Raw genomic sequence first — 23245 nt, forward strand, 5'->3', positions numbered from 1 at the left:
TCAAGCGCAAGCGCCTCAAAGCCCTCATGAACCCGACCTACCGCCAAGCCGTCCTTGCAGGTTAACGATTCATGATTTCGCCCTGAGATCGTCGGCGCCGCGTCTTCCCAGTTCCAGGCGGGCATGCGATTCTGCCGCGATGATTCGGGAGATCGAGACCGTGACGCTGTTTCGCATGGCTGTGCTTGCGGTCTTGGTCTTCACCACCCCGGCGCAGGCCGCCGACATGGCCTTCTTCATCAAGAACCTGCGCAAGGAAGCGGTTGCGGTCGAGCTGTTCAGCCGCGACCGCGAAACGGTTTGGCCGGGCAACGACAAGGTGTTCCTGATCGACCCCGGTTCGCAGAAATCCGTGCCGCTCTCGTGCAATCAGGGCGAACACATCTGTTACGGCGCCTGGGTCGATGGCAACGACAGCATTTCCGCCGGCGTCGGACCGGACAATGACCAGCCCTGCGACACCTGCTGCTTCATCTGCGTGGAGCACTCGACCGAGACGATCGATCTGGTGCCATAGGGGAGACGCACGCCGATATCCCCAAAATCAGTTCGGGAATTGTTGCAATCATCCCTTTAGCGATTCACCGCAGCATGCGATGGTCGCCGCGCGGCCGGATGGGCCGCTACTTCAGGGGGTTACCATGCTTTACACCTACGCGCGCCGCACGTTGGTCGCGCTTTCTCTCGTCATGGCGTTCGCGCCGGCGGCACATGCCGACGACGTCACCTTTTCCATCAAGAACGGCCATCCCAATGCCATGCGCGTCGAACTCTACAGCCAGGACCGTGACTATGTCTGGCCGGGTAACGACAAGGATTTCTACCTCGATGACGGCGAGACCAAGCAGCTGCCGATATCCTGCAACGCCGGCGAATCGATCTGCTACGGCGCCTGGGTCGATGGCGACGAAGGGACCTATTGGGGTGTCGGCCCCGGCAACAAGGAAAAATGCGAGGATTGCTGCTATACCTGCAACGGCGGCGAAACCGAGGAGATCGACCTGGTCCCCTGACCGGGTTGCCAGCTTGACGGTTATCCTGCCGAACCCCTAGCCTGCGCGAATACCCAGGGCGCGCCGCGTTGGTTGACGCGACGCGCGCCAGGCAGAAGGAGCACGGCAATGGCCGGTATGGTCGAAGGCGACAAGATCGACGTCGGGTTTTCCGGCAGGCGCTGCATCCATTCGCGAAACTGCGTGCTTGGCGATCCACATGTCTTCGTGCCCAACGCTCCGGGCCAGTGGATTCATCCCGAGGCGGCAAGCGTCGAGAAGATCGTCGCCATCGCCGAAAGCTGCCCCTCGGGCGCCATCACCTACATCAGGAAGGATGGCGGGCCGCAGGAGCAGCCGCCGGTGGTCAACACCGTGCGGCTGCGAGAAAACGGCCCGCTGGCGGTGCATGCCGAGATCGTGCTCGACGGCGAAACGATTTACCGCGCCACGCTGTGCCGCTGCGGCGCTTCCGAAAACAAGCCGTTCTGCGACGGCAGCCACACCAAATCAGGTTTTGCCGCCACCGGCGAGCCGCCGCTGAAGGACACGCCGGCGCTGGAGGCAAGGAACGGCCCGCTGACGGTGACACCGACCACCAACGGCCCGCTCAAGCTCGAAGGCAATGTCGAGATCGTCACCGGCACTGGCCACACAGTCGATCGTACGCAACGTACCTTCCTCTGCCGCTGTGGCCATTCCGCCAACAAGCCGTTTTGCGACGGTACGCATAAAAAGATCGGCTTCGTGGCATGAAAGACAGTTCGGCAGCGTTAGTGTAGGATGAGGGTCCGCGCTCAGGAGGAATCCATCATGCGCACTATGCTCGTACTCGCCCTGCTTGCCTTTGCCATGCCCGCTTACGCAGCCAATCATGCGGTCCAGATCAAGGGCATGAAATTCAACCCGTCGAAAATCTCGGTCGCCGTCGGCGATACCATCACTTTCACCAATGCCGATCCGATGACGCACACCGCCACCGCACTTGACGGCTCCTTCGACACCGGCCATCTCGCCACCGGCAAGAGCGCCAAGGTCAAGATATCAGCTGCCGGCGCACACCCGTTCCATTGTGCGATCCATAGCTCGATGAACGGCACTGTCGCGGCGAAATAGCGGCATCTCGCTAGACTTTCTTTCGGCATGGCGCGAAGACTTTTGGCGCCGGCGGGAGATGGTCGCTAGCGTTGCGGCCAAAGCTGGCGATCTCTCCCGGAGGGGGAGATCAAGTCCTCATCACGGCCATCGCGTGTTGGCCCAGCGGTCGCGGCTTTATCGCCCGGCCTGTATCGGCTAAGGGCAGGGGCAGATAAATTCGCCAGCCGGACTGCCGCCAAACGATGACCGCCAAGATCAAGCCAAAGCCGCTATTCCTAGGGATCGACACCGGCGGAACCTATACCGATGCCGTGCTATGGTCCGAGACGGAAGGCAAGCAAGAGGAGCCCAACAAGGGCAAGGTGCTGGCCAAGGCCAAGGCGCTGACCACCAGGCATGATCTCGCCGTCGGCATTTCCGGCGCCGTCGATGCGGTGTTGCAGAAGGCCGGCACCGATCCCGCCGCCATCAAACTGGTTTCGATGTCGACGACGCTGGCCACCAACGCGCTGGTCGAGGGCCAGGGCGGCCGCGTCGCGCTGGTGATGATCGGCTTTTCCGAGGGAGACCTCGCCCGCGACGGACTGAAAGTCGCACTCGGCACCGACCCGGTGGTGTTTTGTCCGGGCGGCCACGACGTGCACGGCAATGCCGCCAAGCTCGATCTGTCCGGACTGGAGGCGGCGCTGCCGGAACTGGGCGCCTCGGTCTCCGGCTTTGCCGTCTGCGCCTATTTCGCCACCCGCAATCCGGCGCATGAGATCGCCGCCCGCGAGCTGATCCGCGAAACGACCGGCCTGCCGGTCACATCGAGCCACGAACTGTCTGCCAAGCTCGGCGGCCCGCGCCGGGCGCTGACGACGCTGCTCAACGCCAGGCTGATCTCGATGATCGACCGGCTGGTGGCGGCGACCGAAGGCTTCCTCGAGCAGCGCAACATCGCTGCGCCCCTGATGGTGGTGCGTGGCGACGGCGCGCTGGTTTCGGCAGCGTTCGCCCGCCAGCGGCCGATCGAGACCATCCTGTCCGGCCCGGCCGCCAGCCTGGTGGGCGCCCGCCACATGACCGGGCTCGACAATGCGATGGTGTCCGATATCGGCGGCACCACCACCGACGTCGCCGTGCTCGATGGCGGCCGGCCGCGGCTCGATCCGGAAGGCGCCACCGTCGGCGGCTTCCGCACCATGGTCGAGGCTGTCGCCATGCGCACCTTCGGCCTCGGTGGCGATTCCGAAGTGACGCTGGAAGATGGCGCCCTCAACCCAAGGATCCTGCTCGGGCCGCGCCGCCTGGTACCACTGGCGCTGGCCGGCATGGCGCATGGCAGCGCGATCACATCGGAGCTGGAGCGCCAGCTGCGAGCGCCCAATCCCGGCCGCATGGACGGCCGCTTCGCGGTGCGCACCGGCGTGCCGGACCGGCTCGCCGCCGGTCTCACCGGCGCCGAAGCCAGGCTTTACGAGATGATCGGTGCCACGCCGCTCGCCATCGACAGGCTTTTGACGTCGAACGCGCAGAATGCAACGCTCAACCGGCTGGTGTCGCGCGGACTGGTGCATATCGCCGGCTTCACCCCTTCGGATGCCGCCCATGTGCTGGGCAAGCAGGCAAACTGGGATCCGGTTGCCGCGCGTCTCGGTGCCGAACTGTTCGCGCGCAAGCGCGACGGCCGTGGCCAGTTCATCGCCGCTTCGCCCGAAGTGATCTCGGAGCGGGTGCTGGTGACGCTGACCCGCTGGTCGGCCGAATATATCCTCGAAACCGCCTTTGCCGAGGACGGGCTCGATGGTGCCTCGACGGTGGCGCACGCGCTGGTGCAGCGCGCGGTTGACGCGCATCCCGGCATTGCCCGGCTGAGCGTGGCACTCGACCGCCCGGTCATCGGCCTCGGCGCCTCGGCGCCGCTGCACTATGCCGGGCTGCCGCCCTTGATCGGCAATGACTGCGTGGTGCCTGAGGATACCGATGTCGCCAACGCGCTCGGCGCCGTCGTCGGCCAGGTCAGGGTATCGGCCGAGGCGCGGGTCAGCCAGCCCAGGGAAGGGCTGTTTCGTCTTGCCTCGGGTGAAACCGTGCGCGATTTCCTCGACGAGGCGGCAGCGATCGCGGCGGCCGAAGCCGATGTCCGCGCCATCGTCGCGGGGCGCGCGAAGGAAGCCGGCACCGACAGCGCCGAGATTGATGTCACGACCGAATTCCGCGTTTCCACAGTCGAAGCCCAGCGCATGTTCATCGAGGCCCATGTGGTGGCGGTTGCCGCGGGCCGGCCAAGGATTGCGGTGTGAGTGCGTAATCTCCCCCCTTGAGGGGGAGATGTCGCCGAAGGCGACAGAGGGGGTCGCCGCGCATAGAGCGCTAACTTCCTTCCGTCGCAGGGGAGCGAGCCCGGCCGGACCGACCCCTCTGGCCGCTTTGCGGCCATCTCCCTCGAGGGGGGAGATTGGCAGCGTCACCGGCCGCTAAATACGCCACCTTCACCCTAAGCTGAATTGACCCGGCAAACCTGACATGCCAAAGGCCCGCAAAGCCTTTCATCTGGAGTAGCCTGATGACCGATCGCATCGAGATCGCCGGATTGCGGATCGCCCGCGAGCTGCATGAGTTCGTAGCCAGGGAAGCACTACCCGGCACCGGCATCGAAGCGGAGGCGTTCTGGAACGGGCTTTCAGCCATCGTCCACGATCTGGCGCCGAAGAACCGGGCGCTGCTCGAAAACCGTGACGCCATGCAGGAAAAGCTCGACGGCTGGTATCGGGACAACGGCGCGCCCGTCGACCTGGAGGCCTACAAAACCTTTCTCAGGGAAATCGGCTATCTCCTCCCCGAAGGTCCGGCCTTCAGCGTGTCGACCGACAATGTCGACCCGGAAATCGCCGTCGTTGCCGGCCCGCAGCTGGTCGTGCCGGTGATGAATGCGCGTTATGCGCTGAACGCCGCCAATGCGCGCTGGGGTTCGCTCTACGACGCGCTCTATGGCACCGACGCGATCCCAGAGACGGGCGGCGCCGAGAAGGGCGGCAAATTCAACCCGGCGCGCGGCGCCAAGGTCGTCGCCTGGACAAAGAGCTTTCTCGACGAGGCTGCCCCGCTCACCTCGGGCAAGTGGGCAGGCGTGAATGGCCTGTCGGTGGCCAATGGCGCGCTGAAGCTCGGCGCCGGTGCCGGCTCGACCACGCTGGCCAACCCGAAACAATTCGTCGGCTATCGCGGCGATGCCGCCAATCCAGATGCCGTGCTGCTGGTCAGGAACGGCCTGCACATCGAGATCGTGATCGACCGCAACAACCAGATCGGCCGCACCGATCCGGCGGGGATCGCCGATGTCATCCTGGAATCGGCGCTGACCACCATCCAGGATTGCGAGGATTCGGTCGCGGCGGTGGATGCGCAGGACAAGGTTGTCGTCTACCGCAACTGGCTCGGACTGATGAAGGGCGATCTGGCGGAAGAGATCACCAAGGGCGGCAAGAGTTTTGTCCGCAGGCTCAATCCCGACCGCTCCTACACCGCGCCCACCGGCGGCACGCTGACAGTGCCCGGCCGCTCGCTGATGCTGGTCAGGAATGTCGGCCACCTGATGACCAATCGGGCGATAACGGACCGCGACGGCAACGAGGTGCCGGAAGGCATCATGGATGCGGCGCTGACGGCGCTGATCGCGCTGCACGATGTCGGACCCAATGGCCGCCGCGCCAATTCCCGCGCCGGCTCTATGTATGTGGTGAAGCCCAAGATGCACGGGCCGGAGGAAATCGCCTTCGCCGTCGAGATATTCGACCGTGTCGAAGCCCTGCTCGGCATGACCAAGAACACCATCAAGATGGGCATCATGGACGAGGAGCGGCGCACGACCGTCAACCTCAAGGAAGCGATCCGTGCCGCGAAAGAGCGTGTGGTATTCATCAACACCGGCTTCCTCGACCGCACCGGCGACGAGATCCACACCTCGATGGAAGCCGGTCCGATGATCCGCAAGGGCGACATGAAGCAGGCCGCGTGGATTTCCGCCTACGAGGCCTGGAATGTCGACACCGGCCTCGAATGCGGGTTGGCCGGCCATGCACAGATCGGCAAGGGCATGTGGGCGATGCCTGATTTGATGGCTGCTATGCTGGCCGAGAAGATCGCCCATCCCAAGGCCGGCGCCAACACCGCCTGGGTGCCGTCGCCGACGGCGGCGACGCTGCATGCCACGCACTACCACAAGGTCGATGTCCATGCCGTGCAGGCAGCACTCAAGACCCGTCCCAAGGCCAAGCTCGACGATATCCTGTCGGTGCCGGTCGCCGTGCGGCCGAACTGGTCGTCCGAAGACATCCAGAAGGAACTCGACAACAACGCGCAAGGCATTCTCGGCTACGTCGTGCGCTGGATCGACCAGGGCGTCGGCTGTTCGAAAGTGCCTGACATCAACGATGTCGGCCTGATGGAAGACCGTGCCACGCTGCGCATTTCTTCGCAGCACATTGCCAACTGGCTGCATCACGGCGTGTGCACACAGGACCAGGTGACGGCGACGATGAAGCGCATGGCTGCGATCGTCGATCGCCAGAACGAAGGCGACCCGCTCTACCATCCGATGGCCGCCGACTTCGACAACTCGATCGCCTTCCAAGCCGCCTGCGACCTGGTCTTCAAAGGCCGCGTCCAGCCCAATGGCTACACCGAACCGGTACTGCACGCGCGCCGGCTGGAGCTGAAGGCGAAGCAAGGCTGAACAGGCACAAGCGGGCAGTCCGCTGCCGTGAATCGGGCGATTGATCTTCGACCTGGGTTTCCGGCCAGCGACAAGGCCTCAGGAGGCTCTGTGGTCCAGGAGCCGAACGACGGGATCGCGACGGTGTTCGGAGTTGGCGCGATCGACGCCTTCTACCGTAATCGCGATCGTTCCATTTTCCACTCTTGCTATCCAGCCTTTTGCTTTCAGGTACCAGAGATGAAATTCCAGGTGTTCTCGCGGGCAGCCTGACAGGCGTTCGAGTTCTACATCTCCGATCCCAGGATTGGTGACGTCGTGCCGGCGCTTCGCGTAAAGCAGCGAGAGCAGTTTGGCCTGGATCACGACATCCCGCTCAATGCCTTTGGTGCTGCTTGCTTCCTCGGTCAATTCACGGCGAAGGCTGGCATTATCCCTGTACGCGATGTCGTATTGAGCGCGCTTTACCGGATCCTTGAGCGTATTGTGCGCCTCTACGATTTCGCTGAAGCGGGTTTCATCGCCAGTCTGTTGATTGTCTGGATGATACCGCATCGCAAAATAGCGAAATATTCGCTCCAGCGTTTCCGAATTGGCGTTCGGGCTAACTTCCAGGATTTCGTAGTAGTCGATGAACATTGCGGACACCCCCAACCCCAATCATATTCGCATTGTCTAAGCTAAGGAACATCCAATGCAACAGCCCAGACCTTAGTCGGGCGCCGATAACGGCCATCCTTCCGGTGAAGCGGCGAGAAAAATGGCCGACGCCCGTCCGGTGGGGGCCGTTGGGTGATGCGGACGCCGGCCAAGCGGACAATCAGGTCCGCCGCACTGCAGACATGGCCGATTTGTAAGGGGCCCGTTATGGCGTGATCGCGGAAGCCGGCGAGGCATCGGCCATCGTGACGAGGCGCGCAGCTTGGTCCTGTAAGCTTGCAATTTAGCTAAATTAGTGAAAACTTAACTAGCGGCTGGTCAAGCGGGTGGCAAAACGATGTATTTTCCGCAGTTCCTGGTGGGCATGTCCGCCACCACGATCACGGTGGCGATCTGGGCCTACATTGAAGCCGGATCGGTCTGGGTGGCGTTCGGTTGGGCCATTCTAGCAATGGTCATACTTCAGGTGGGATACGTCGGCCTGCTGGTTCACTTGATATTCAGGCGAGCACCGGAAGTGTCCGACGCCCATGCGACGCCGGCAGACCCAACGTCACCGTTGATGTGAATGCTCATTCGGCAGGGTCGGCTTGCCGCGCGATTGCATAGCGAGCCTGCCGACGCAGATGCTCCTTGGTTCCGCTGTCGAGCGCCCGCCAGTCACAACCGCGGATCGCCGCCTCCATCGCATAGAGCGCGTTGATCGTTATGTGCTGTCCGAACCGGAACTTCAGACGGTGATAAGCCTCAACCGCGCCTAGACCCCGCAAATCCTCCTCACAGAGAACATCGATTTCCGCCAGCATCCGCGCCGTAGCTGGTCCGAGGTTTCTCATGTCTTCGATGCGAGTGCTCATGGCTGGGCCCCGGCGCGCTCACAGTGCGCAAGATAGTCCCTATGGGATTTGCCACCTTCTCTGGGAAAGCGGTTCTCTGACGCTCAAGATGCTCAATCCAATCGACGGGGAAGACACGGAGATCAAATCCAAGGTCGCACCAGGCGGTCAGTGTCCACACCGGTCCCCATAATTCCAGATGAAGCGGGCGAACGGTATGCTGCCCGCAGGTGGCGTCCGGCGGTCGCTCATCCTGGCCGTCGCGTAATCTAATCCAATATGGAACGCATCGCTTCCTGACCATCACGAGGATCTTCCCGCACGTCGCACCGCCTCACCTGCCCATCAAGCCGCCTGCGCCATGCGCTCCGAACTCATGCGGTAGGAAATTGCCTCCGCCAGGTGGATGCGGCCGACGGTTTCGCTGGCGTCGAGATCGGCCAGCGTGCGCGCCACCTTCAGCACCCGGTGATAGGCGCGGGCGGAAAAGGCGAGCTTCTCGCTGGCGTCCTTGAGCAGAGAAAGGCCGGCGGCGTCAGGCATGGCGATCTCCTCGATGACCGAGGGCGAGCAATGCGCGTTGGTGGTGGCGCGGGTGGCGCCGAGCCGTTCGAAGCGCTCGCGCTGGATGGTGCGGGCGCGCGCCACGCGCAGCGCCACCTCGGCGCTTTTCTCCGCCCGGTCGGGCCGGATCAGATCGCTGGCCGACACTGCCGGCACCTCGATCCTGAGATCGATGCGGTCGAGCAGCGGGCCCGAGATGCGCGCCTGGTAGTCGGTGCGGCAACGCTCGCCGCGCAGGCAGCGATAGCCCGGCTCGCCGGCCATGCCGCAGCGGCAGGGGTTCATCGCCGCGACCAGTTGGATGCGCGCTGGATAAGTCACGCGATGATTGGCGCGCGCGATCATGCAGTCGCCGGTCTCGAGCGGCTGGCGCAAGGCATCGAGCGTCTGCGGCGTGAATTCGGGAAACTCGTCGAGAAACAGCACACCGTGATGGGCAAGCGACACTTCTCCCGGCCGTGCACGTACGCCACCGCCGACCATCGCCGCCATCGAAGCCGAATGGTGCGGGGCGCGGAATGGCCGCCGGTCGGTCAACTTGCCTTCGCCGAGTTCGCCCGCCACCGAGGCGATCATCGAGACCTCAAGCAATTCCTTCGGCGCCAGCGGCGGCAGGATCGACGGCAGCCGCTGCGCCAGCATCGATTTTCCCGACCCGGGCGGGCCGATCATCAAAAGGTTATGACCACCGGCGGCCGCCACTTCCAGCGCCCGCTTGGCGGTCTCCTGGCCCTTGATGTCGGCAAGGTCGGGCAGGTCGCGCGCCGCGGCATGCATGCCGGCTTCCGGCCGCGACAGCACCTGCGTGCCGCGAAAATGATTGGCGATGGCGATCAGGCTGCGCGGCGCCAGAATGTCGATTTCCTTGCCCGCCCAGGCCGCTTCCGGCCCGCAGGCAAACGGGCAGATGAGGCCCTTGCCCTCTGCATTGGCGGCGATGGCCGCTGGCAAGGCACCGGCGACTGCGGCAATCGTGCCATCAAGCGACAATTCGCCAAGCACGACATAGCCGGCCAGCATGTCGCCCGGAATGGCGCCCAATGCCGCCATCAGGCCAAGCGCGATCGGCAGATCGTAATGGCTGCCTTCCTTCGGCAGGTCGGCGGGCGCCAGATTGACGGTGACCTTCTTCGACGGCATCGACAGGCCCGATGCATGAAGCGCCGCCTGCACCCGCTCTCGACTTTCGGCCACCGCCTTGTCGCCAAGGCCGACGATATGCATGTTGACCTTGCCGGGCGCGATCATCACCTGCACGTCGACCGGCACGGCCTCGATGCCCTGGAAAGCGACCGTGCGAACCCGCGCCACCATTTGCCCACCCCGAATGTGGGCTTGCCCGAGCCCGCGCCATTAGGGCGTTGGAGCCCCTTTGGCGAGACAATCACAATTTCCCGGCCAAATCAAGAACATTACAGGAACGCATGAGCGCGTAGGTTGCAGCCGGACAGAGCTCGGTTGCAATGCCAAGTTAAGACGAAATGAAGACGGTTACTTCCGTTTGTCCTCGATCGCGTCCCAGAACAGGCTGGCGATGTCGGCGCCGCCGAAGCGCTGCACTTCGCGCACGCCGGTCGGCGAGGTCACGTTGATCTCGGTCATGTAGTCGCCGATGACATCGATGCCGACGAGGATGAAGCCGCGCTCTTTCAGCGATGGCCCGATACGGGCGCAGATCTCGCGCTCGCGTGCCGTCAGCTCGGTCTTTTCGGCGCGGCCGCCGACATGCATGTTGGAGCGGGAATCGTGTTCGGCCGGCACCCGGTTGATGGCACCGACCGGTTCGCCGTCGACCAGGATGATGCGCTTGTCGCCCTTGCGCACGTCCTTCAGGTAGCGCTGCACGATATAGGGCTCGCGGAACATCTGGCCGAACATTTCGAGCAGCGAGGCAAGGTTGCGGTCGGCCTCGTGCAGATGGAAGATGCCGGCGCCGCCATTGCCGTAGAGCGGCTTGATGATGATGTCGCCGAACTCCTTGCGGAAGGCGGCCACTTCCAGCGGGTCCTTGGTGATCAGCGTGTCCGGCATCAGGTCGGGAAACTCGGTGACGAAGATCTTTTCCGGGCTGTTGCGCACCCAGGCCGGGTCGTTGACCACCAACGTCTTCGGATGGATTCGCTCGAGGATATGCGTGGTGGTGATGTAGTTCATGTCGAAGGGCGGATCCTGCCTGAGCAGGACCACGTCCATCTCCGACAAATCGGTGCGCACCTTCTCGCCCAGCGAATAGTGGCTGCCCTTCTCGTCGCGCACCTGCATTTCCTCGATGCGGGCAAACACCTTGCCGTCGCGCAGCGACAGCCGGTCGGGCGTGTAGTGGAACAGCTGGTGGCCGCGCCGCTGCGCTTCCAGCGACATCGCGAACGAGGTGTCGCCGGCGATCGACACGGTGGAGATGTGGTCCATCTGGACTGCGATTTTCAGCTTCATGGCGGTCTCCGGCGGACTCGGATGGGACGACTGTCTTGCCTGTACAGGCTCACTGTCCGTCTGCCAATCACGACATTCCAGGATTGGCATAAGCAAGTCGCAAAGCCAGGCCGGTATTGATCTTACCGGCCATGTGGAGACAAGGCGAGGCGCCGGGTCATCCAGTGGCGGGAAACGACTGGAGTTGTGCGTGAAAACAACGGCTTGACACGTTCCAGGTCGACCTTCCCGAAGGTGATGCGCTTTACCCGTGAAAAATCCATTTGGCGATACGTTTCCTAAAGGGTTTGCTGCCAGTCTCGCAATAAATTCCGACGTCACAAAACAGGGACACCGATGCAAACTTCGTTTGGCACCGGTCAGGCAAACAGGGAGAGCACGGATCTGGCATTCACAGATCCGTTGACCGGGCTTGGCAACCATCGCCGGTTCTTCGACAAGGTCGATCGCCTGATCAGCGACCGTGCCGACGACCCCGCACCTTTTACCGTCGGCATCCTCGACCTCGACGGCTTCAAGCCGATCAACGACCTGTTCGGACACAAGGCCGGTGACGATATCCTGATCCAGGTCGCGATGCGGCTACGCGCCTCGATGGACGGCTACTCCACGGTCTGCCGCATCGGCGCCGACGAATTCGCCTTTCTCTATCCGATGGTGTTCAGCGAGGAGGCGGCGGCTGAAAAGTCGCGCATGCTGATCGAGATACTGTCGGCGCCCTACGATGTCGGCGAGCGCACCGCCAGGCTCTCGGCCTCGGTCGGCTGCTCGCTGTTTTCTTCGGGCGACGAGACCACCGAGATCCTCATCAACAAGGCGGAGACGGCGCTCTACCACGCCAAGCGATCCGGACGCGGCCGCGTCGTCGTCTACACCCGCGAGATGGAAGAAGCGGCCAAGCGCGTCACCCGTATCGAACAGGCGCTGCGCCGCGCTGTCTCGGCCGGCGAGGTGGAACCGCATTTCCAGCCCATCGTCGATCTCAACACGCGCCGCACCATCGGCTTCGAGACGCTGGCGCGCTGGACCGATCGCGACCTGGGCTCCGTGCCGCCAACCGTCTTCATCCCCATCGCCGAGGAGCGCGGCATCATCGGCCCGCTGTCGCAGCTGGTGCTGCGCAAGGCGACCGAGGCGGCCCGGAGCTGGCCGAAGGACCTGTTCCTGTCGTTCAACCTGTCGCCCTCGCAGCTCGTCGACCAGAACACCGGCCTGCACATATTGGCGATCCTCGAGCGAACCGGCTTCGATCCGCGCCGGCTGGAAATCGAGATCACCGAGACCGGCCTGATGAACGATCCTGCCTCGGCCGCGCAGATCGTCGAGGACCTGCGCCGCGTCGGTATCCGCGTCTCGCTCGACGATTTCGGCACCGGCCAGTCCTCGCTCGGCCGCTTGCGCGAATTCCATTTCGACAAGCTCAAGATCGACCGCGCCTTCGTCTCGTCCATTCTCGACGATCGCCCGTCCGAACACATCATCCGCGCCATCCTCGCCATGTGCGAGGGGCTCGGCATGGACGTCGTCGCCGAAGGCATCGAGCAGGAAGCGCAGGCCGATCGCCTGGTCCAGTTCGGCTGCGCCGGCGGCCAGGGCTATCTTTTCGGCAAGCCGGTCGATGCCGACGCCACGCTCGGCTATCTCCGCGATTCCTTCCGCGGCGCTCTGCGCGCCAAGGCGATCTGACCGGCAATCTCCAAGCCATCCGCAATCCGGTGCGGCGCATTGTCGTTTTGTCTGACATTAGCCCAAAAATCCGACCGTTCGCCCTTGCCCGCGCAACTTGCGTGGCTAGGATGCGCGCCGGTCTGGCTTCAGCGCCGCGCGTCCTTCAGGACGCGTAGCATTTTGTATTTGCGCATGATCCCTTTCCGAAAATCGATCTGATTTTCGGGGTCATGCGCTCGGAGAGAAAAGATATGATGCCATCGGCGAATTTTGCCGACCTGGAAGGCGCTTCGGTGCTGATCACCGGCGGCGGCTCGGGAATTGGCGCGGCACTGACCGAGGGGTTTGTGCGCCAGGGTGCCAATGTCGCCTTCATCGACATCGCCGACGGTCCAAGCACGCTCCTTGCCGACCGCATCGAGAAAGAGTCCGGCCGGCGGCCGCTGTATCTCAAGACCGATCTGCGCGACGTCGAGGCCTTGCGGGCTTCGGCAGCTAGGGCGGCAGAGGCGCATGGCGATGTCACCGTGCTGGTTAACAATGCCGCATGGGACGAACGCCACGCCGTCGAGGACGTGACGGTTGAGTTCTGGGACAACAATCAGGCCATCAATCTACGGCCGCATTTCTTCACCGCGCAAGCGGTGGCGCCGGGCATGAAGCGTGCCGGCGGCGGCTCGATCATCAACTTCACCTCGACATCCTACCTGATCAACCATCCCGACATGCCCTCCTACACGGCCGCCAAGGCCGGCATCCTCGGCCTCACCAAGGGGCTGGCGGGCAAGCTCGGCGTCGACGGCATCCGCGTCAACGCCATTGCGCCCGGCTGGGTGATCACAGAGCGGCAGAAGGAGCTCTGGGTGACCGAACAGGCGCTTGCCGCCCATGTCGCCAAGCAGTGCATCAAGCAGGTGATGCAGCCGGACGACATAGTCGGCACGGTGCTGTTCCTGGCCTCGGACGCGTCGCGCATGCTGACCGCGCAGATGCTGATCGTCGATGGAGGCTTCCTGTGAGCCCAGCCAGCAACGCACCGGCGGTCGCCGCCGTCGACTGGGGCACGACCCGCATGCGGGTCTGGCTGGCCGACGGACAAGGCAAGGTGCTAGCCGAACGCCGCGGCGACGATGGCCTGATCACCGCCCAGCAAAAGGGCTTTTCGACCATCCTCGAAGGGCATTTGGCGGCCTTGGCGGCGCCGGGGGCGCTGCCCGTGATCATCTGCGGCATGGCCGGCTCCCGCCAAGGCTGGATCGAAGCGCCCTATGTCACGGTGCCGGCGCCGCTCAGTGCCATTCTCGGCGGCGCTGCCAAGGTGCCCGGCCAGAGCCGCGACATCCGCATCGTTCCAGGCCTTGCCCAGCGGCTGGCCGATGCGCCCGACGTCATGCGCGGCGAGGAAACCCAGCTTGCCGGCGCCGGCCTGCCGGCGAGGGGACGCCAGTTGGTCTGCATGCCCGGCACCCATTCAAAATGGGTGCTGGTCGAGGACGGCGCTGTCACCGGTTTTGGCACCTGGCCGACCGGCGAACTGTTTTCCGTGCTTGCCGCGCACTCGATCCTGCGCCATTCGCTTGGCGAACATCCGAAGCCCGTCACGGCAGACAATCCGTTCTTCCGCCGCTGGTGCGAAACCGCATTGGCCGAAGGCGGCGATGTCACCTCGCGGCTGTTTTCCATCCGCGCCGCGGGCCTGCTTCAGGATCTGAAAGCTGACGATGCCGCCGCCTGCCTGTCCGGGCTGTTGATCGGTGGCGAAATCGCCTCGGCCAGCCGTCGTCACGGCGCCGGCGCGGAGTCCGTCGTGCTGGTGGCATCCGGCGCGCTTGCCGCGCTTTACAGTGAGGCGCTCGGCCTCGCCGGGCTTGCAGTCCGGGTCGTCGATGCCGACGAAGCGGTGCGTACCGGTCTCGTCGAGGCGGCGCGCGAAAACGGCATGATCGCCAGAATTGGAGCAGCCTCATGAGCCAGACCGCACCTTTTCCCAAGCTCAAGCGTGGCTTGGTCGCCATCCTGCGTGGGCTGAAACCGACTGAGGCGATCGCCATCGGCCAGGCATTGTTCGACGCCGGCATCGAGGCGATCGAAGTACCGCTCAATTCACCGGAGCCGTTTTCCTCGATCGCCGGGATCGTCGAAGCGCTTCCGAAAACGGCCCTGGTCGGCGCCGGCACGGTGCTGACGCCAGCCGATGTCGACAGCTTGCACAAGGCTGGTGGGAGGCTGCTGGTCAGCCCCAACATCGATGCCGAGGTGATGGCGCGCGCCATGCACTATGGCATGGTCACCATGCCCGGCGTGTTCACGCCGACCGAGGCCTTCCGGGCGATCCGGCTCGGCGCTTCGGCGCTGAAGTTCTTCCCGGCGAGCGTGCTGGGTGCTGCCGGTATTTCGGCGATGCGCGCCGTGTTGCCGGCGCAAACGGTGGTCGGCGCCGTTGGCGGCGTCTCTGAGAAAGATTTTGCCGGCTACAAGGCGGCGGGCGTGACGGCCTTCGGGTTGGGCTCCAGCCTGTACAAGCCGGGCATGAGTGTCGACGACGTGGCCGCGCGGGCTCAGGCGGCGGTGACGGCCTGGGATGCAGCATTCGGCGGAGACGCGTGATGGGCGAGGTTTCGGTTTTCTCCAATCACATCTGCCAGCTCGGCGAAGGGCCGAGCTATGATCCCGCCACCGATGCGCTGTTCTGGTTCGACATCGTCAACGGCCTTTTGCTGGAGCAAGGCGTCGCCTCCGGCGCGCTGAAGATCCATGAGCTTGGCCAGATGGCGAGCGCAATCGCCGTCATTGATGACAAGCGCCAGCTGATCGCCACCGAGACCGGCCTTTTTGTTCGCGACGTGGGGACGGGCGCGCTGACGCTGCACACGCCTGTCGAGGCCGACAATCCGCTCACGCGCTCCAACGATTCGCGCGTCCATCCCTGCGGCGCCTTCTGGGTCGGCACGATGGCCAAGGACGAGAGCAAGGGCGCGGGCTCGATCTATTGGTTTTTCAAGGGTGAGTTGCGCAAGCTGTTTTCGGACATCACCGTCTCCAATTCGATCTGCTTTTCGGAGGATGGGGCGCTTGCCTACTACACCGACACCGCGACAGGCCTGCTGATGCGCGTCGCCTGCGACCCGATCACCGGCCTGCCCGCCGGCGAGCCGAAAATCTTCGTCGATCACCGCTCGTCCAAAGGCTATGTCGACGGCTCCGTTGTCGACCGCGACGGCGTGCTGTGGAACGCCGTCTGGGGCGGCAAGGTGGTCAAGGCCTATTCGCCTGAAGGCGCGCTGCTGCGCGAAATCCCGATGCCGGTGACGCAGCCATCCTGTCCGGCCTTCGTCGGCAAGAACGCCGACCGGCTGGCGGTAACTTCCGCCTGGAAGGGCAAGGACGAGAAGCAGCGCCAGCTCGATCCGCAGGCGGGCATGACCTTCCTGCTCGATATCCCCGTCAACGGCCGCTTCGAGCCGCGTGTGCTGATCGCCTGAACTGCATTCTGCGGTCGGCCGTGTGCTGTCACGCAGGCGCCCGCGCCGTGTCGGTTTCGCGGGAGCCGATTGCCTTCACCGTGCGATGGTAGGCGATCGTACCGCCGGGAAGCGTTCATCTCATGCCGAGCCGCAAGCCAAGACTGATCCTCGTCCATGAGCCGGAAAGGGCCTGCTTCGATCGTCTGGTCGCCGATGGTCATGCACCGGAGCGGGCTGCTGAGATCGCCTCCTATCTGGCGCAGTCGACCGATCTCGCCACTGAATTCGAAGCACTCGGCCGCGCCTGCCAGGCACGCGGCCTGTCTTTCGCGCCGGTGGCGCTTGACGAGGCTGCAGGCGTGCTCGCCGGCGAGGATCCCGGCACGACGCTGGTCTGGACGCTGACCGACGGCATCGCCTATTTCCGAGGCGGCGCGGCACCCGCTTTGGCGAGACTGGGCGGGTTCAAGACGATCGGCGCCGACGATGCGTTGTTCGCGCTTTGCCAGGACAAGTTCCGCTCCGGCGCCGTGCTTGGCGCGCTCGGCCTGCCAGTGCCGCAGGCCGGGCTTGCGCGCGACGGCAGATGGCTGGTCGAGCCGCCGGCGTCTGCCACCGGCTGGTTCGTCAAGCCCAACCGGCTCGGCGCCAAGATCGGTATCTGGCCGGATTCGCGTGTGGCGGACCTCGGCCATGCGCTGGAGCTTAGCCGGCGCGTCTTTTCGGCCTATCGCGATGATGTCGTGGTCCAGCCCTATGTCGCCGGCCGCAATGTGCGCGCAAGTTTTCTCGGCCTGGTGCCGGGCGCCGGGGTCGAAGCGCTCGGCGTCGCCTTTGTCGATTCAGGCGCCGATTTCCAGACCATGGCAGACAGCCTGGCACTCTACGGCGACACCGGCGAGGCGGCGAAAGCGGCGGGACATTATGCCGAACCGGAACTCATTGCGGTTGCCGACACCCAGCCGGTCGCCGACGCCAGGATCCGCGCGATCGCCGAGCGGTTGATAGGCGGGGTCGGCCTGCGCGACGTGTTTTCCATCGATCTCAGGGTCGAGGCCGACGACACCGTCCACCTCATCGAGTTCGAGGTCTGCCCCGGCCTGCCTTGCTTCGATTTCCGCGCCTATTGCCGCCAGCAATGGGACCTCGAACTCGTCGACGCCATGGCCGAAACCGCGGCAAGCCGGCTGATCGCCTAGTTCGGGTCGAATCTTGGAATTCGGTCGTTCGGATACTCAGCCTGAACCCCTACGGCATTCGCTCGAACGTTTGCAAAGACGGATCCATCCTGTCCCAGTCATGGCCGCGGATCGTGTAGGTGACCACCTGCGGATCGAACTGGCCAGGGTCGTCAAGGCTGGTGGCGCTGATCGCTATCAACTCCGGCATGGCGACGAATGTCAGGTAGACCGGCGTCCCGCAGGTTGGGCAGAAGGCGTGGATCTTTTCGTTGCCGCTGGCGGCCACCACCCGCCAGGTGCTGGCTTCGCCGATGATTGCCATATCGGCGCGCCGGCCGAAGGTCAGATAGGAGCCGTGGCCGGTGCCGCTGCGCTTCTGGCAATCGTTGCATTGGCAGTGATTCTGGAAGATCGGCTCGCCGCTGGTATCATAACGGATCGCGCCGCATGCGCAGCCGCCGGTATAGCGCTTGGCCATTGTCATTCTCCACTGGCTTTGGTTCTGCTTGACATCGAACGGCATCAGGCCGATTTCGGCTTGGCGGAAATGTCGATGCCGCTGCCGGTTTCGAGGAAGGATTTCAGGCTGGACAGCACAGCCGGCCAACCTTGGCTGATGCCTTTCGCCATGCCGCTGCCGGCTTCGAGTTCGTCATGGGTGACGGTCAGCCGCACCATGGTGTCGTATTCCTCGATACCGAACGTCACCCGGCTGTACTTCGACGGATCGTCGGCCTGCGATGCGTTCGCCCAGGTGATGACGAGACGGGTCGGCGGCGTGATTTCGACGACCCTGCCGACGAGTTCGAGGGTCCGTTCGTCATTGGCGCGGATATGTTCCCATTTCGAACCCGTCTTCCAGTCGGAGACGTTCTCGTGGCCCCAGTAGCGCCTTGCGATCTCGGGCTTGATTATGGCCTCGAACACCTTCTGCGGTGTCGAACGGATATAGGTCACATAGACAAAGCTGGTCGTCTCTCTGGTCATTGGTCGTCTCCTTCGAGTTCTTGTTTCAGGTCGTGCAGCAGGCTGAGCCGCTGCCGTTCGAACTTCCGCACCCAGCGCTCATAGACTTCGTGCAGCGGCACCGGGTTGATGAAATGCAGCTTTTCGCGGCCGCGCTTGACCGTGCTCACCAGATTGGCCGCCTCCAGCAGGTCGAGGTGCTGGGTGGCGGATTGCCGTGCCATGTCCAGGTGTTCGCAAAGCTGACCGAGCGTCTGCCCATTCTGCTCGCACAGAAGGTCAAGCAGCCTCCTGCGGGTCGGGTCGCCCAGCGCTTTGAAAACCTTGTCGGCGTCCATCGACCTCACTCTGTGGTGAGACAGCAATAGGCAGGTAAATACCTGCATGTCAACTGGCAATTATCCGGGCTCGCAAGATTGGATGCGGCTATTCGGACTCGGACGTTGATTGCGCGATGGGCCGCGCCGGCCATGTACTTGATGTCGGTGCCCTGCTTAGCGGCGCCGAACTGCGGACGTGAACCTGCAGGATTTCGTCTGAAGTCCTGCTATTAGCGCTGCAGCAGGGATTTGACAGGATGCCTATCGACGGCCGAGATTTCATCGTTCGTTGGTGGACCATCATAAGCATTCGAGATTGGCCGAAGCCTCCCAACTTCGTCATCCTCGGGTCTGCGCTGCGTCGCTACGCTCCTTGCTTCGCCCGTGGATGACGAAGGCGCTGGGCGTTTGCGCCATGCGCCATGGTATGCAGTCCGTCACGCCCGCGATTCGTCAAAACTGCTCCAGGCGGATTTTAGGCGCCCTCGACCAGCACGATTTCGCCGTCGGCGACCTTTTGGCGGATGGCGACGGCGCGCTGGTATTCCGGCGAGTGGTAGCAATCATGTGCGGCGGCGAGCGATTCGAACTCGATGATGACGTTGCGCGCGCGGCCCGGCCCTTCGGCCTTTTCGTGCTGGCCGCCCCGCGCCAGGAATTTCGCGCCGAAGCGCTCGAAGGCAGGCTTGGCGGCGGCGACATAGTCCTTGTAGCCTTCGGCGTCGCGCACATCGACGCGGGCGATCCAATATCCCTTGGGCATTTGTTGTCTCCGAAGTCGTTCTTTTGGACTATGCCGAGCGCATTTCGTCAAGGATAGCTTCGGCCGCTGCGCGCCGGTCGCTTGCCGCGACGATTGGCCGGCCGACGACGAGGTGGCTGGCGCCGTTGCGGATTGCCTGTCCCGGTGTCACCACGCGCTTCTGGTCGCCATGGTCGCTGCCCGCCGGCCGGATGCCGGGCGTCACCACCGCCATGTCGGGCCCGACGATGCGGCGCACCGCCTCGGCCTCCGCCGCCGAGCAGACGATGCCGCCCATGCCGGCATGCAGCGCCTGTTCCGAGCGCCGCAGCACCAGTGTGTGTGGGTCATATTCGTAGCCCGCGTCGATCATGTCCTGCTCGTCCATCGAGGTCAGCACGCTGACGGCAAGCAGGCAAAGGTCGCTGTCGCGCGCTGCTTCCACCGCCGCCCCCATCGCCTTGGGATAGGCATGGATGGTCAGCATGGTCATGCCCATCTTAACGATGTTCTCGACGCCCTTGGCCACCGTGTGGTCGATGTCGAGCAGCTTCATATCGAGGAAGACCCTGGTTCCGCCGCTGGCCAGCTCCCTGGCGAAGTCGAGCCCGCCGGCGAAGGCGAGCTGGTAGCCGATCTTGTAGAACGAGACGACACCGTCGAGTTCGCGCACCGCCTGCTCGGCTTCCTTCACGGTGGGGACATCGAGACCGACGATCAGCCGGTCCTGCATCGTCGTGGCGATCATGCCTCGATCCGGGTGGACAGCATGCGCGAGGTTTCGATCAGCGTGCGGCATAGATGCTCCATCGATTTATGCAGTCTTTCGTCACGGAAATGGCCATCCTCGTCGAAGGCGCTGCCGCCCTCGGGCACCGAGCATTCCGGCGTCACCACCTCCATCTGGCAACGCACCAGCACGGCGCGCAGATGGTTGATGCAGCGGATGCCGGCAAAGTGTCCTTTGGAGGACGAGCAGAGGCCGGCAACTTTGCCGGCCAGCGGCCTCACCGGCCGGCCACCGTCCCTGCGCACCCTGCTCACCCAGTCGATCGTGTTCTTGAGCAGCGGCGGGATTGAGCCGTTGTATTCCGGCGTGGCGATCAGCAGACCGTCATGGGAAAAGATGAGACGGCCGAGTTTGCCAGCGTTTTCGGGAACGCCCTTTTCCTTTTCCAGATCCTCGTCGAGGATCGGCAGGGGATAGTCTGCGAGCGAGATGCGGGTCACCTCGGCGCCCTGCATGGCAAGTTCCTTTTGCGCCATGTCGGCAGTCCTGCCGCTATAGGCGCCGCTGCGCACCGAGCCGGCGAAGACGAGGATTTTCGGGATCACTGCCATTGGCCACCCTTGTTCCCGGACAGGTACAGCCAAGGACGGCTCAAATCAACGCATCGGGGCCACAAAACGGTCGGGATTGGCAGAAGCCCCCGAACTTCGTCATCCTCGGGTCTGCGCCGCGTGGCTGCGCTCCGTGGATGACGAAGTGAGAGATGTTTCCGCCAATCGCCAAGGTATGCAGCCAGCGCTAGGAACCGCGAACGATTGTGCGTCGAGGAACCTAATGCGCTCCGCGCCGGTAGATCCACAGCTGCGTCGGCGGGATGTTGCGAATGACGAAATGGAAATGTTCGACGCTGTAGTCGCCGCGGCCGGGCGGGATTGGTGACATCGGGCCATAGGTCAGCTGCACGATCGGCCGTCCGGCCGGGATGCGGTCGAGCAGGCTCTCGATATAGGCGATGCGCTGGGCGACCGGAAAGTTGAGCAACGGCACACCGGAAACGACGGAATCAAAGATCATTCCGCTTTTCTCGCCAAGCGTGGCGTTGAGGTTGAAGGCATCGCCCTCGATGACGTTGACGCCGGGATAGAGCCGCCGCAAATGGCGCACGAAATCGGTGGAATATTCGACCGCGTAGAGATTTTCGGGCCGCACGCCCTGGGCCAAGATAGCCCGGGTGATGACGCCGGTGCCGGGACCGACTTCCAGTACCGGAAGGCCGGATTTCGGATTGACGATCGAGGCCATCTTGCGGGCGGTGATCGAACTGGTCGGCACGATCGAGCCGACCGTCTTCGGCTTATCGATCCAGCCCTTGAAGAATTTGAGCTCGTCGTCGAACTTTTCGGCAAGCGCCTTGCGCAGTCCGGGACGTGTCATGCAAGCTCTCCTCAGCGCTCCCCTTCAAGGTACTTAACACTTGAGCGGCGCAAGGCAAGGCGCGGTCAGGCGCATGTCGTGGATAAGATAATTTTCGTCGCGTCTCAAAACAACGCGCGAGTCACGGATTTTCGCGGCCCAAACCGGCTTCCGCCGCTGGGGGACTTGCATCAATGCTCGCCGAAGGATTCGAAGAAATCCTTCATGCGGGCGAAAAAGCCGCTCGATTGGGGCGAATTGTCCTGCGAGGAGAGCTGCTCGAACTCCTCCAGCAACTCGCGCTGGCGGCGGGTCAGGTTCTGCGGCGTCTCGACCGCGGTCTGGATGTAGAGGTCGCCGACATTGGGCTGGCGCAGCACCGGCATGCCCTTGCCCTTGAGGCGGAACTGGCGTCCGTTCTGGGTGCCTTCCGGCACTTTCACCTTGGTCTGCGTGCCATCCAGCGTCGTCACCTCGAAGGAGCCGCCAAGGGCGGCCGTCGTCATCGAGATCGGCACCTTGCAATAGAGATCGGCGCCGTCGCGCTGGAAGAACTCGTGCGGCTTGACCGCCAGGAAAATATAGAGGTCGCCCGACGGCCCGCCGCGCAGGCCTGCCTCGCCTTCATTGGCAAGCCGGATGCGGGTGCCGTCCTCGATGCCGGCCGGGATGTTGACCGACAGCGAACGCTCCTCGGTGACGCGGCCCTGGCCGGCGCATTTCGGGCATGGGTCCTTGATCGTCTGCCCGCGCCCCTGGCATTGCGGGCAGGTACGCTCGATCGAGAAAAAGCCTTGCGTGGCGCGCACCTTGCCGTGGCCGTTGCACATCGAGCAGGTGACGGGCTGGGTGCCGGGCTTGGCGCCGCTGCCCGAGCATTCCGAGCAGGAGATCGAAGCCGGCACGCGGATCTGGGCGGTCTTGCCGGCGAAAGCCTCTTCCAGCGAGATTTCCATGTTGTAGCGCAGGTCGGCGCCGCGCTCGCGCCCGCCCGACGAGCGACGCTGGCGCCCGCCCATCATGTCGCCGAAAATATCCTCGAAAATGTCGGCGAAGCCGCCGGCGCCGAAGCCTTGCGCGCCGCCATTCATGCCGCCTTGCTCGAAGGCCGCATGGCCGAAGCGGTCATAGGCCGCCCGCTTCTGCGGGTCCTTCAGCGTCTCGTAGGCTTCGTTGATTTCCTTGAACTTGTGCTCGCAGGAATGATCGCCGGGGTTGCGGTCGGGATGGAACTGCATTGCGAGCTTGCGGAAAGCGCTCTTGAGCTCCTTCTCGTCGGCGCCTTTCTGGACGCCCAGCGTTTCGTAGAAATCAGCTTTCATTTTTTCCCGCTGTCCGGATGCTCAACGTCTTCAAGCATTGTTGCGTCTCTTGCCGGCACTGACGTTTCGATTTAGGTGCGATGGAACCGCGATGCCAGTGTCGACGCAGGTTTGGCCGCTTTTTTTCGGCCAGACCCGCTGTTTTTGTGCAAAGGGTTGC

General features: G+C 63.7%; 26 protein-coding genes. 13 read left to right on the plus strand and 13 right to left on the minus strand.

All coding sequences use genetic code 11. The features are described from left to right. The first annotated feature begins 160 nt into the window (after positions 1 to 160). The 6 genes from NKJ89_RS32920 to NKJ89_RS32945 all read left to right on the plus strand — a co-directional run bounded on the left by NKJ89_RS32920 (position 161) and on the right by NKJ89_RS32945 (position 6807). A complete protein-coding gene (locus tag NKJ89_RS32920; protein WP_502904194.1) occupies positions 161 to 517 on the plus strand; it encodes a hypothetical protein in 357 nt (118 codons plus the stop codon). 124 nt (positions 518 to 641) lie between these two features. Beyond that, a complete protein-coding gene (locus NKJ89_RS32925) occupies positions 642 to 1013 on the plus strand; it encodes a hypothetical protein (RefSeq protein ID WP_352486111.1) in 372 nt (123 codons plus the stop codon). 108 nt (positions 1014 to 1121) lie between these two features. Further along, positions 1122 to 1748 (plus strand): CDGSH iron-sulfur domain-containing protein, encoded by a 627-nt coding sequence (locus tag NKJ89_RS32930; protein WP_352608647.1) that lies wholly within the window; start codon positions 1122 to 1124, stop codon positions 1746 to 1748. Between the two features lie 57 nt (positions 1749 to 1805). Next, positions 1806 to 2108 carry a cupredoxin domain-containing protein gene (locus tag NKJ89_RS32935; RefSeq protein ID WP_352608648.1) on the plus strand — a complete coding sequence of 101 codons (303 nt, stop codon included), beginning with the start codon at positions 1806 to 1808 and terminating at the stop codon, positions 2106 to 2108. Between the two features lie 224 nt (positions 2109 to 2332). Next, positions 2333 to 4375 carry a hydantoinase/oxoprolinase N-terminal domain-containing protein gene (locus NKJ89_RS32940; RefSeq protein WP_352608649.1) on the plus strand — a complete coding sequence of 681 codons (2043 nt, stop codon included), beginning with the start codon at positions 2333 to 2335 and terminating at the stop codon, positions 4373 to 4375. Positions 4376 to 4638: 263 nt separating this feature from the next. After that, positions 4639 to 6807 (plus strand): malate synthase G, encoded by a 2169-nt coding sequence (locus NKJ89_RS32945; RefSeq protein ID WP_352608650.1) that lies wholly within the window; start codon positions 4639 to 4641, stop codon positions 6805 to 6807. 78 nt (positions 6808 to 6885) lie between these two features. Here the strand turns inward: NKJ89_RS32945 and NKJ89_RS32950 are convergent, their stop codons facing one another. After that, a complete protein-coding gene (locus tag NKJ89_RS32950; RefSeq protein WP_023762635.1) occupies positions 6886 to 7425 on the minus strand; it encodes a J domain-containing protein in 540 nt (179 codons plus the stop codon). 358 nt (positions 7426 to 7783) lie between these two features. Here NKJ89_RS32950 and NKJ89_RS32955 point away from each other — a divergent pair, with 358 nt between their 5' ends. Then, positions 7784 to 8014: an exopolysaccharide production repressor protein gene (locus NKJ89_RS32955; protein WP_352608651.1), complete on the plus strand. Its 231-nt coding sequence runs from the start codon at positions 7784 to 7786 to the stop codon at positions 8012 to 8014. 4 nt (positions 8015 to 8018) lie between these two features. Here the strand turns inward: NKJ89_RS32955 and NKJ89_RS32960 are convergent, their stop codons facing one another. From NKJ89_RS32960 to gshB, 4 genes are all read right to left on the minus strand, one after another. Continuing rightward, on the minus strand, positions 8019 to 8303 hold the full coding sequence (locus tag NKJ89_RS32960) for a TfoX/Sxy family DNA transformation protein (protein ID WP_352608652.1): 285 nt from the start codon (positions 8301 to 8303) through the stop codon (positions 8019 to 8021). After that, positions 8224 to 8586, minus strand: a complete 363-nt coding sequence (locus NKJ89_RS32965; protein ID WP_352608671.1) for a WYL domain-containing protein — start codon at positions 8584 to 8586, stop codon at positions 8224 to 8226. The genes NKJ89_RS32960 and NKJ89_RS32965 overlap by 80 nt, the downstream gene beginning before the upstream one ends. A 41-nt stretch (positions 8587 to 8627) precedes the next feature. Then, entirely contained in the window at positions 8628 to 10160 is a 1533-nt protein-coding gene (locus NKJ89_RS32970) for a YifB family Mg chelatase-like AAA ATPase (RefSeq protein WP_352608653.1), read from the minus strand. 177 nt (positions 10161 to 10337) lie between these two features. Next, positions 10338 to 11279, minus strand: a complete 942-nt coding sequence (gshB, locus tag NKJ89_RS32975) for a glutathione synthase (protein WP_352608654.1) — start codon at positions 11277 to 11279, stop codon at positions 10338 to 10340. Positions 11280 to 11615: 336 nt separating this feature from the next. Here gshB and NKJ89_RS32980 point away from each other — a divergent pair, with 336 nt between their 5' ends. From NKJ89_RS32980 to NKJ89_RS33005, 6 genes are all read left to right on the plus strand, one after another. After that, on the plus strand, positions 11616 to 12965 hold the full coding sequence (locus NKJ89_RS32980) for a putative bifunctional diguanylate cyclase/phosphodiesterase (RefSeq protein WP_352608655.1): 1350 nt from the start codon (positions 11616 to 11618) through the stop codon (positions 12963 to 12965). A gap of 233 nt (positions 12966 to 13198) precedes the next feature. Further along, positions 13199 to 13966: an SDR family NAD(P)-dependent oxidoreductase gene (locus NKJ89_RS32985; protein ID WP_352608656.1), complete on the plus strand. Its 768-nt coding sequence runs from the start codon at positions 13199 to 13201 to the stop codon at positions 13964 to 13966. Next, on the plus strand, positions 13963 to 14916 hold the full coding sequence (locus NKJ89_RS32990; RefSeq protein ID WP_352608657.1) for a 2-dehydro-3-deoxygalactonokinase: 954 nt from the start codon (positions 13963 to 13965) through the stop codon (positions 14914 to 14916). The genes NKJ89_RS32985 and NKJ89_RS32990 overlap by 4 nt, the downstream gene beginning before the upstream one ends. Continuing rightward, positions 14913 to 15554 (plus strand): 2-dehydro-3-deoxy-6-phosphogalactonate aldolase, encoded by a 642-nt coding sequence (locus NKJ89_RS32995; protein WP_352608658.1) that lies wholly within the window; start codon positions 14913 to 14915, stop codon positions 15552 to 15554. The genes NKJ89_RS32990 and NKJ89_RS32995 overlap by 4 nt, the downstream gene beginning before the upstream one ends. Further along, positions 15554 to 16429, plus strand: coding sequence for an SMP-30/gluconolactonase/LRE family protein (locus tag NKJ89_RS33000; protein WP_352608659.1), 876 nt, complete (start codon positions 15554 to 15556; stop codon positions 16427 to 16429). Before NKJ89_RS32995 ends, NKJ89_RS33000 begins: the two co-directional genes overlap by 1 nt. Before the next feature lie 122 nt (positions 16430 to 16551). Then, positions 16552 to 17610 (plus strand): D-alanine--D-alanine ligase family protein, encoded by a 1059-nt coding sequence (locus NKJ89_RS33005; RefSeq protein WP_352608660.1) that lies wholly within the window; start codon positions 16552 to 16554, stop codon positions 17608 to 17610. Between the two features lie 49 nt (positions 17611 to 17659). Here NKJ89_RS33005 and NKJ89_RS33010 read toward each other — a convergent pair whose 3' ends face one another. The 8 genes from NKJ89_RS33010 to dnaJ all read right to left on the minus strand — a co-directional run bounded on the left by NKJ89_RS33010 (position 17660) and on the right by dnaJ (position 23085). Further along, a complete protein-coding gene (locus tag NKJ89_RS33010; RefSeq protein WP_352608661.1) occupies positions 17660 to 18070 on the minus strand; it encodes a GFA family protein in 411 nt (136 codons plus the stop codon). 44 nt (positions 18071 to 18114) lie between these two features. Further along, positions 18115 to 18579: an SRPBCC family protein gene (locus NKJ89_RS33015; protein ID WP_352608662.1), complete on the minus strand. Its 465-nt coding sequence runs from the start codon at positions 18577 to 18579 to the stop codon at positions 18115 to 18117. Then, positions 18576 to 18896 carry an ArsR/SmtB family transcription factor gene (locus NKJ89_RS33020; RefSeq protein WP_352608663.1) on the minus strand — a complete coding sequence of 107 codons (321 nt, stop codon included), beginning with the start codon at positions 18894 to 18896 and terminating at the stop codon, positions 18576 to 18578. The genes NKJ89_RS33015 and NKJ89_RS33020 overlap by 4 nt, the downstream gene beginning before the upstream one ends. A 457-nt stretch (positions 18897 to 19353) precedes the next feature. Beyond that, positions 19354 to 19641 (minus strand): DUF1330 domain-containing protein, encoded by a 288-nt coding sequence (locus NKJ89_RS33025; protein ID WP_352608664.1) that lies wholly within the window; start codon positions 19639 to 19641, stop codon positions 19354 to 19356. 28 nt (positions 19642 to 19669) lie between these two features. Continuing rightward, on the minus strand, positions 19670 to 20368 hold the full coding sequence (gene pyrF, locus NKJ89_RS33030) for an orotidine-5'-phosphate decarboxylase (RefSeq protein ID WP_352608665.1): 699 nt from the start codon (positions 20366 to 20368) through the stop codon (positions 19670 to 19672). Further along, entirely contained in the window at positions 20365 to 20961 is a 597-nt protein-coding gene (locus NKJ89_RS33035; protein WP_352608666.1) for an NADPH-dependent FMN reductase, read from the minus strand. The genes pyrF and NKJ89_RS33035 overlap by 4 nt, the downstream gene beginning before the upstream one ends. A 220-nt stretch (positions 20962 to 21181) precedes the next feature. Then, the gene (gene pmtA / locus NKJ89_RS33040) at positions 21182 to 21784 is read right to left on the minus strand and encodes a phospholipid N-methyltransferase PmtA (protein WP_352608667.1); all 603 of its coding nucleotides are present in this window, start codon (positions 21782 to 21784) and stop codon (positions 21182 to 21184) included. A gap of 170 nt (positions 21785 to 21954) precedes the next feature. Further along, positions 21955 to 23085, minus strand: coding sequence for a molecular chaperone DnaJ (dnaJ, locus tag NKJ89_RS33045; RefSeq protein WP_352486114.1), 1131 nt, complete (start codon positions 23083 to 23085; stop codon positions 21955 to 21957). Positions 23086 to 23245 lie beyond the last annotated feature (160 nt).

Origin of the sequence: Mesorhizobium sp. M0047, assembly GCF_040323315.1 — a bacterium.
Lineage (GTDB): Bacteria > Pseudomonadota > Alphaproteobacteria > Rhizobiales > Rhizobiaceae > Mesorhizobium.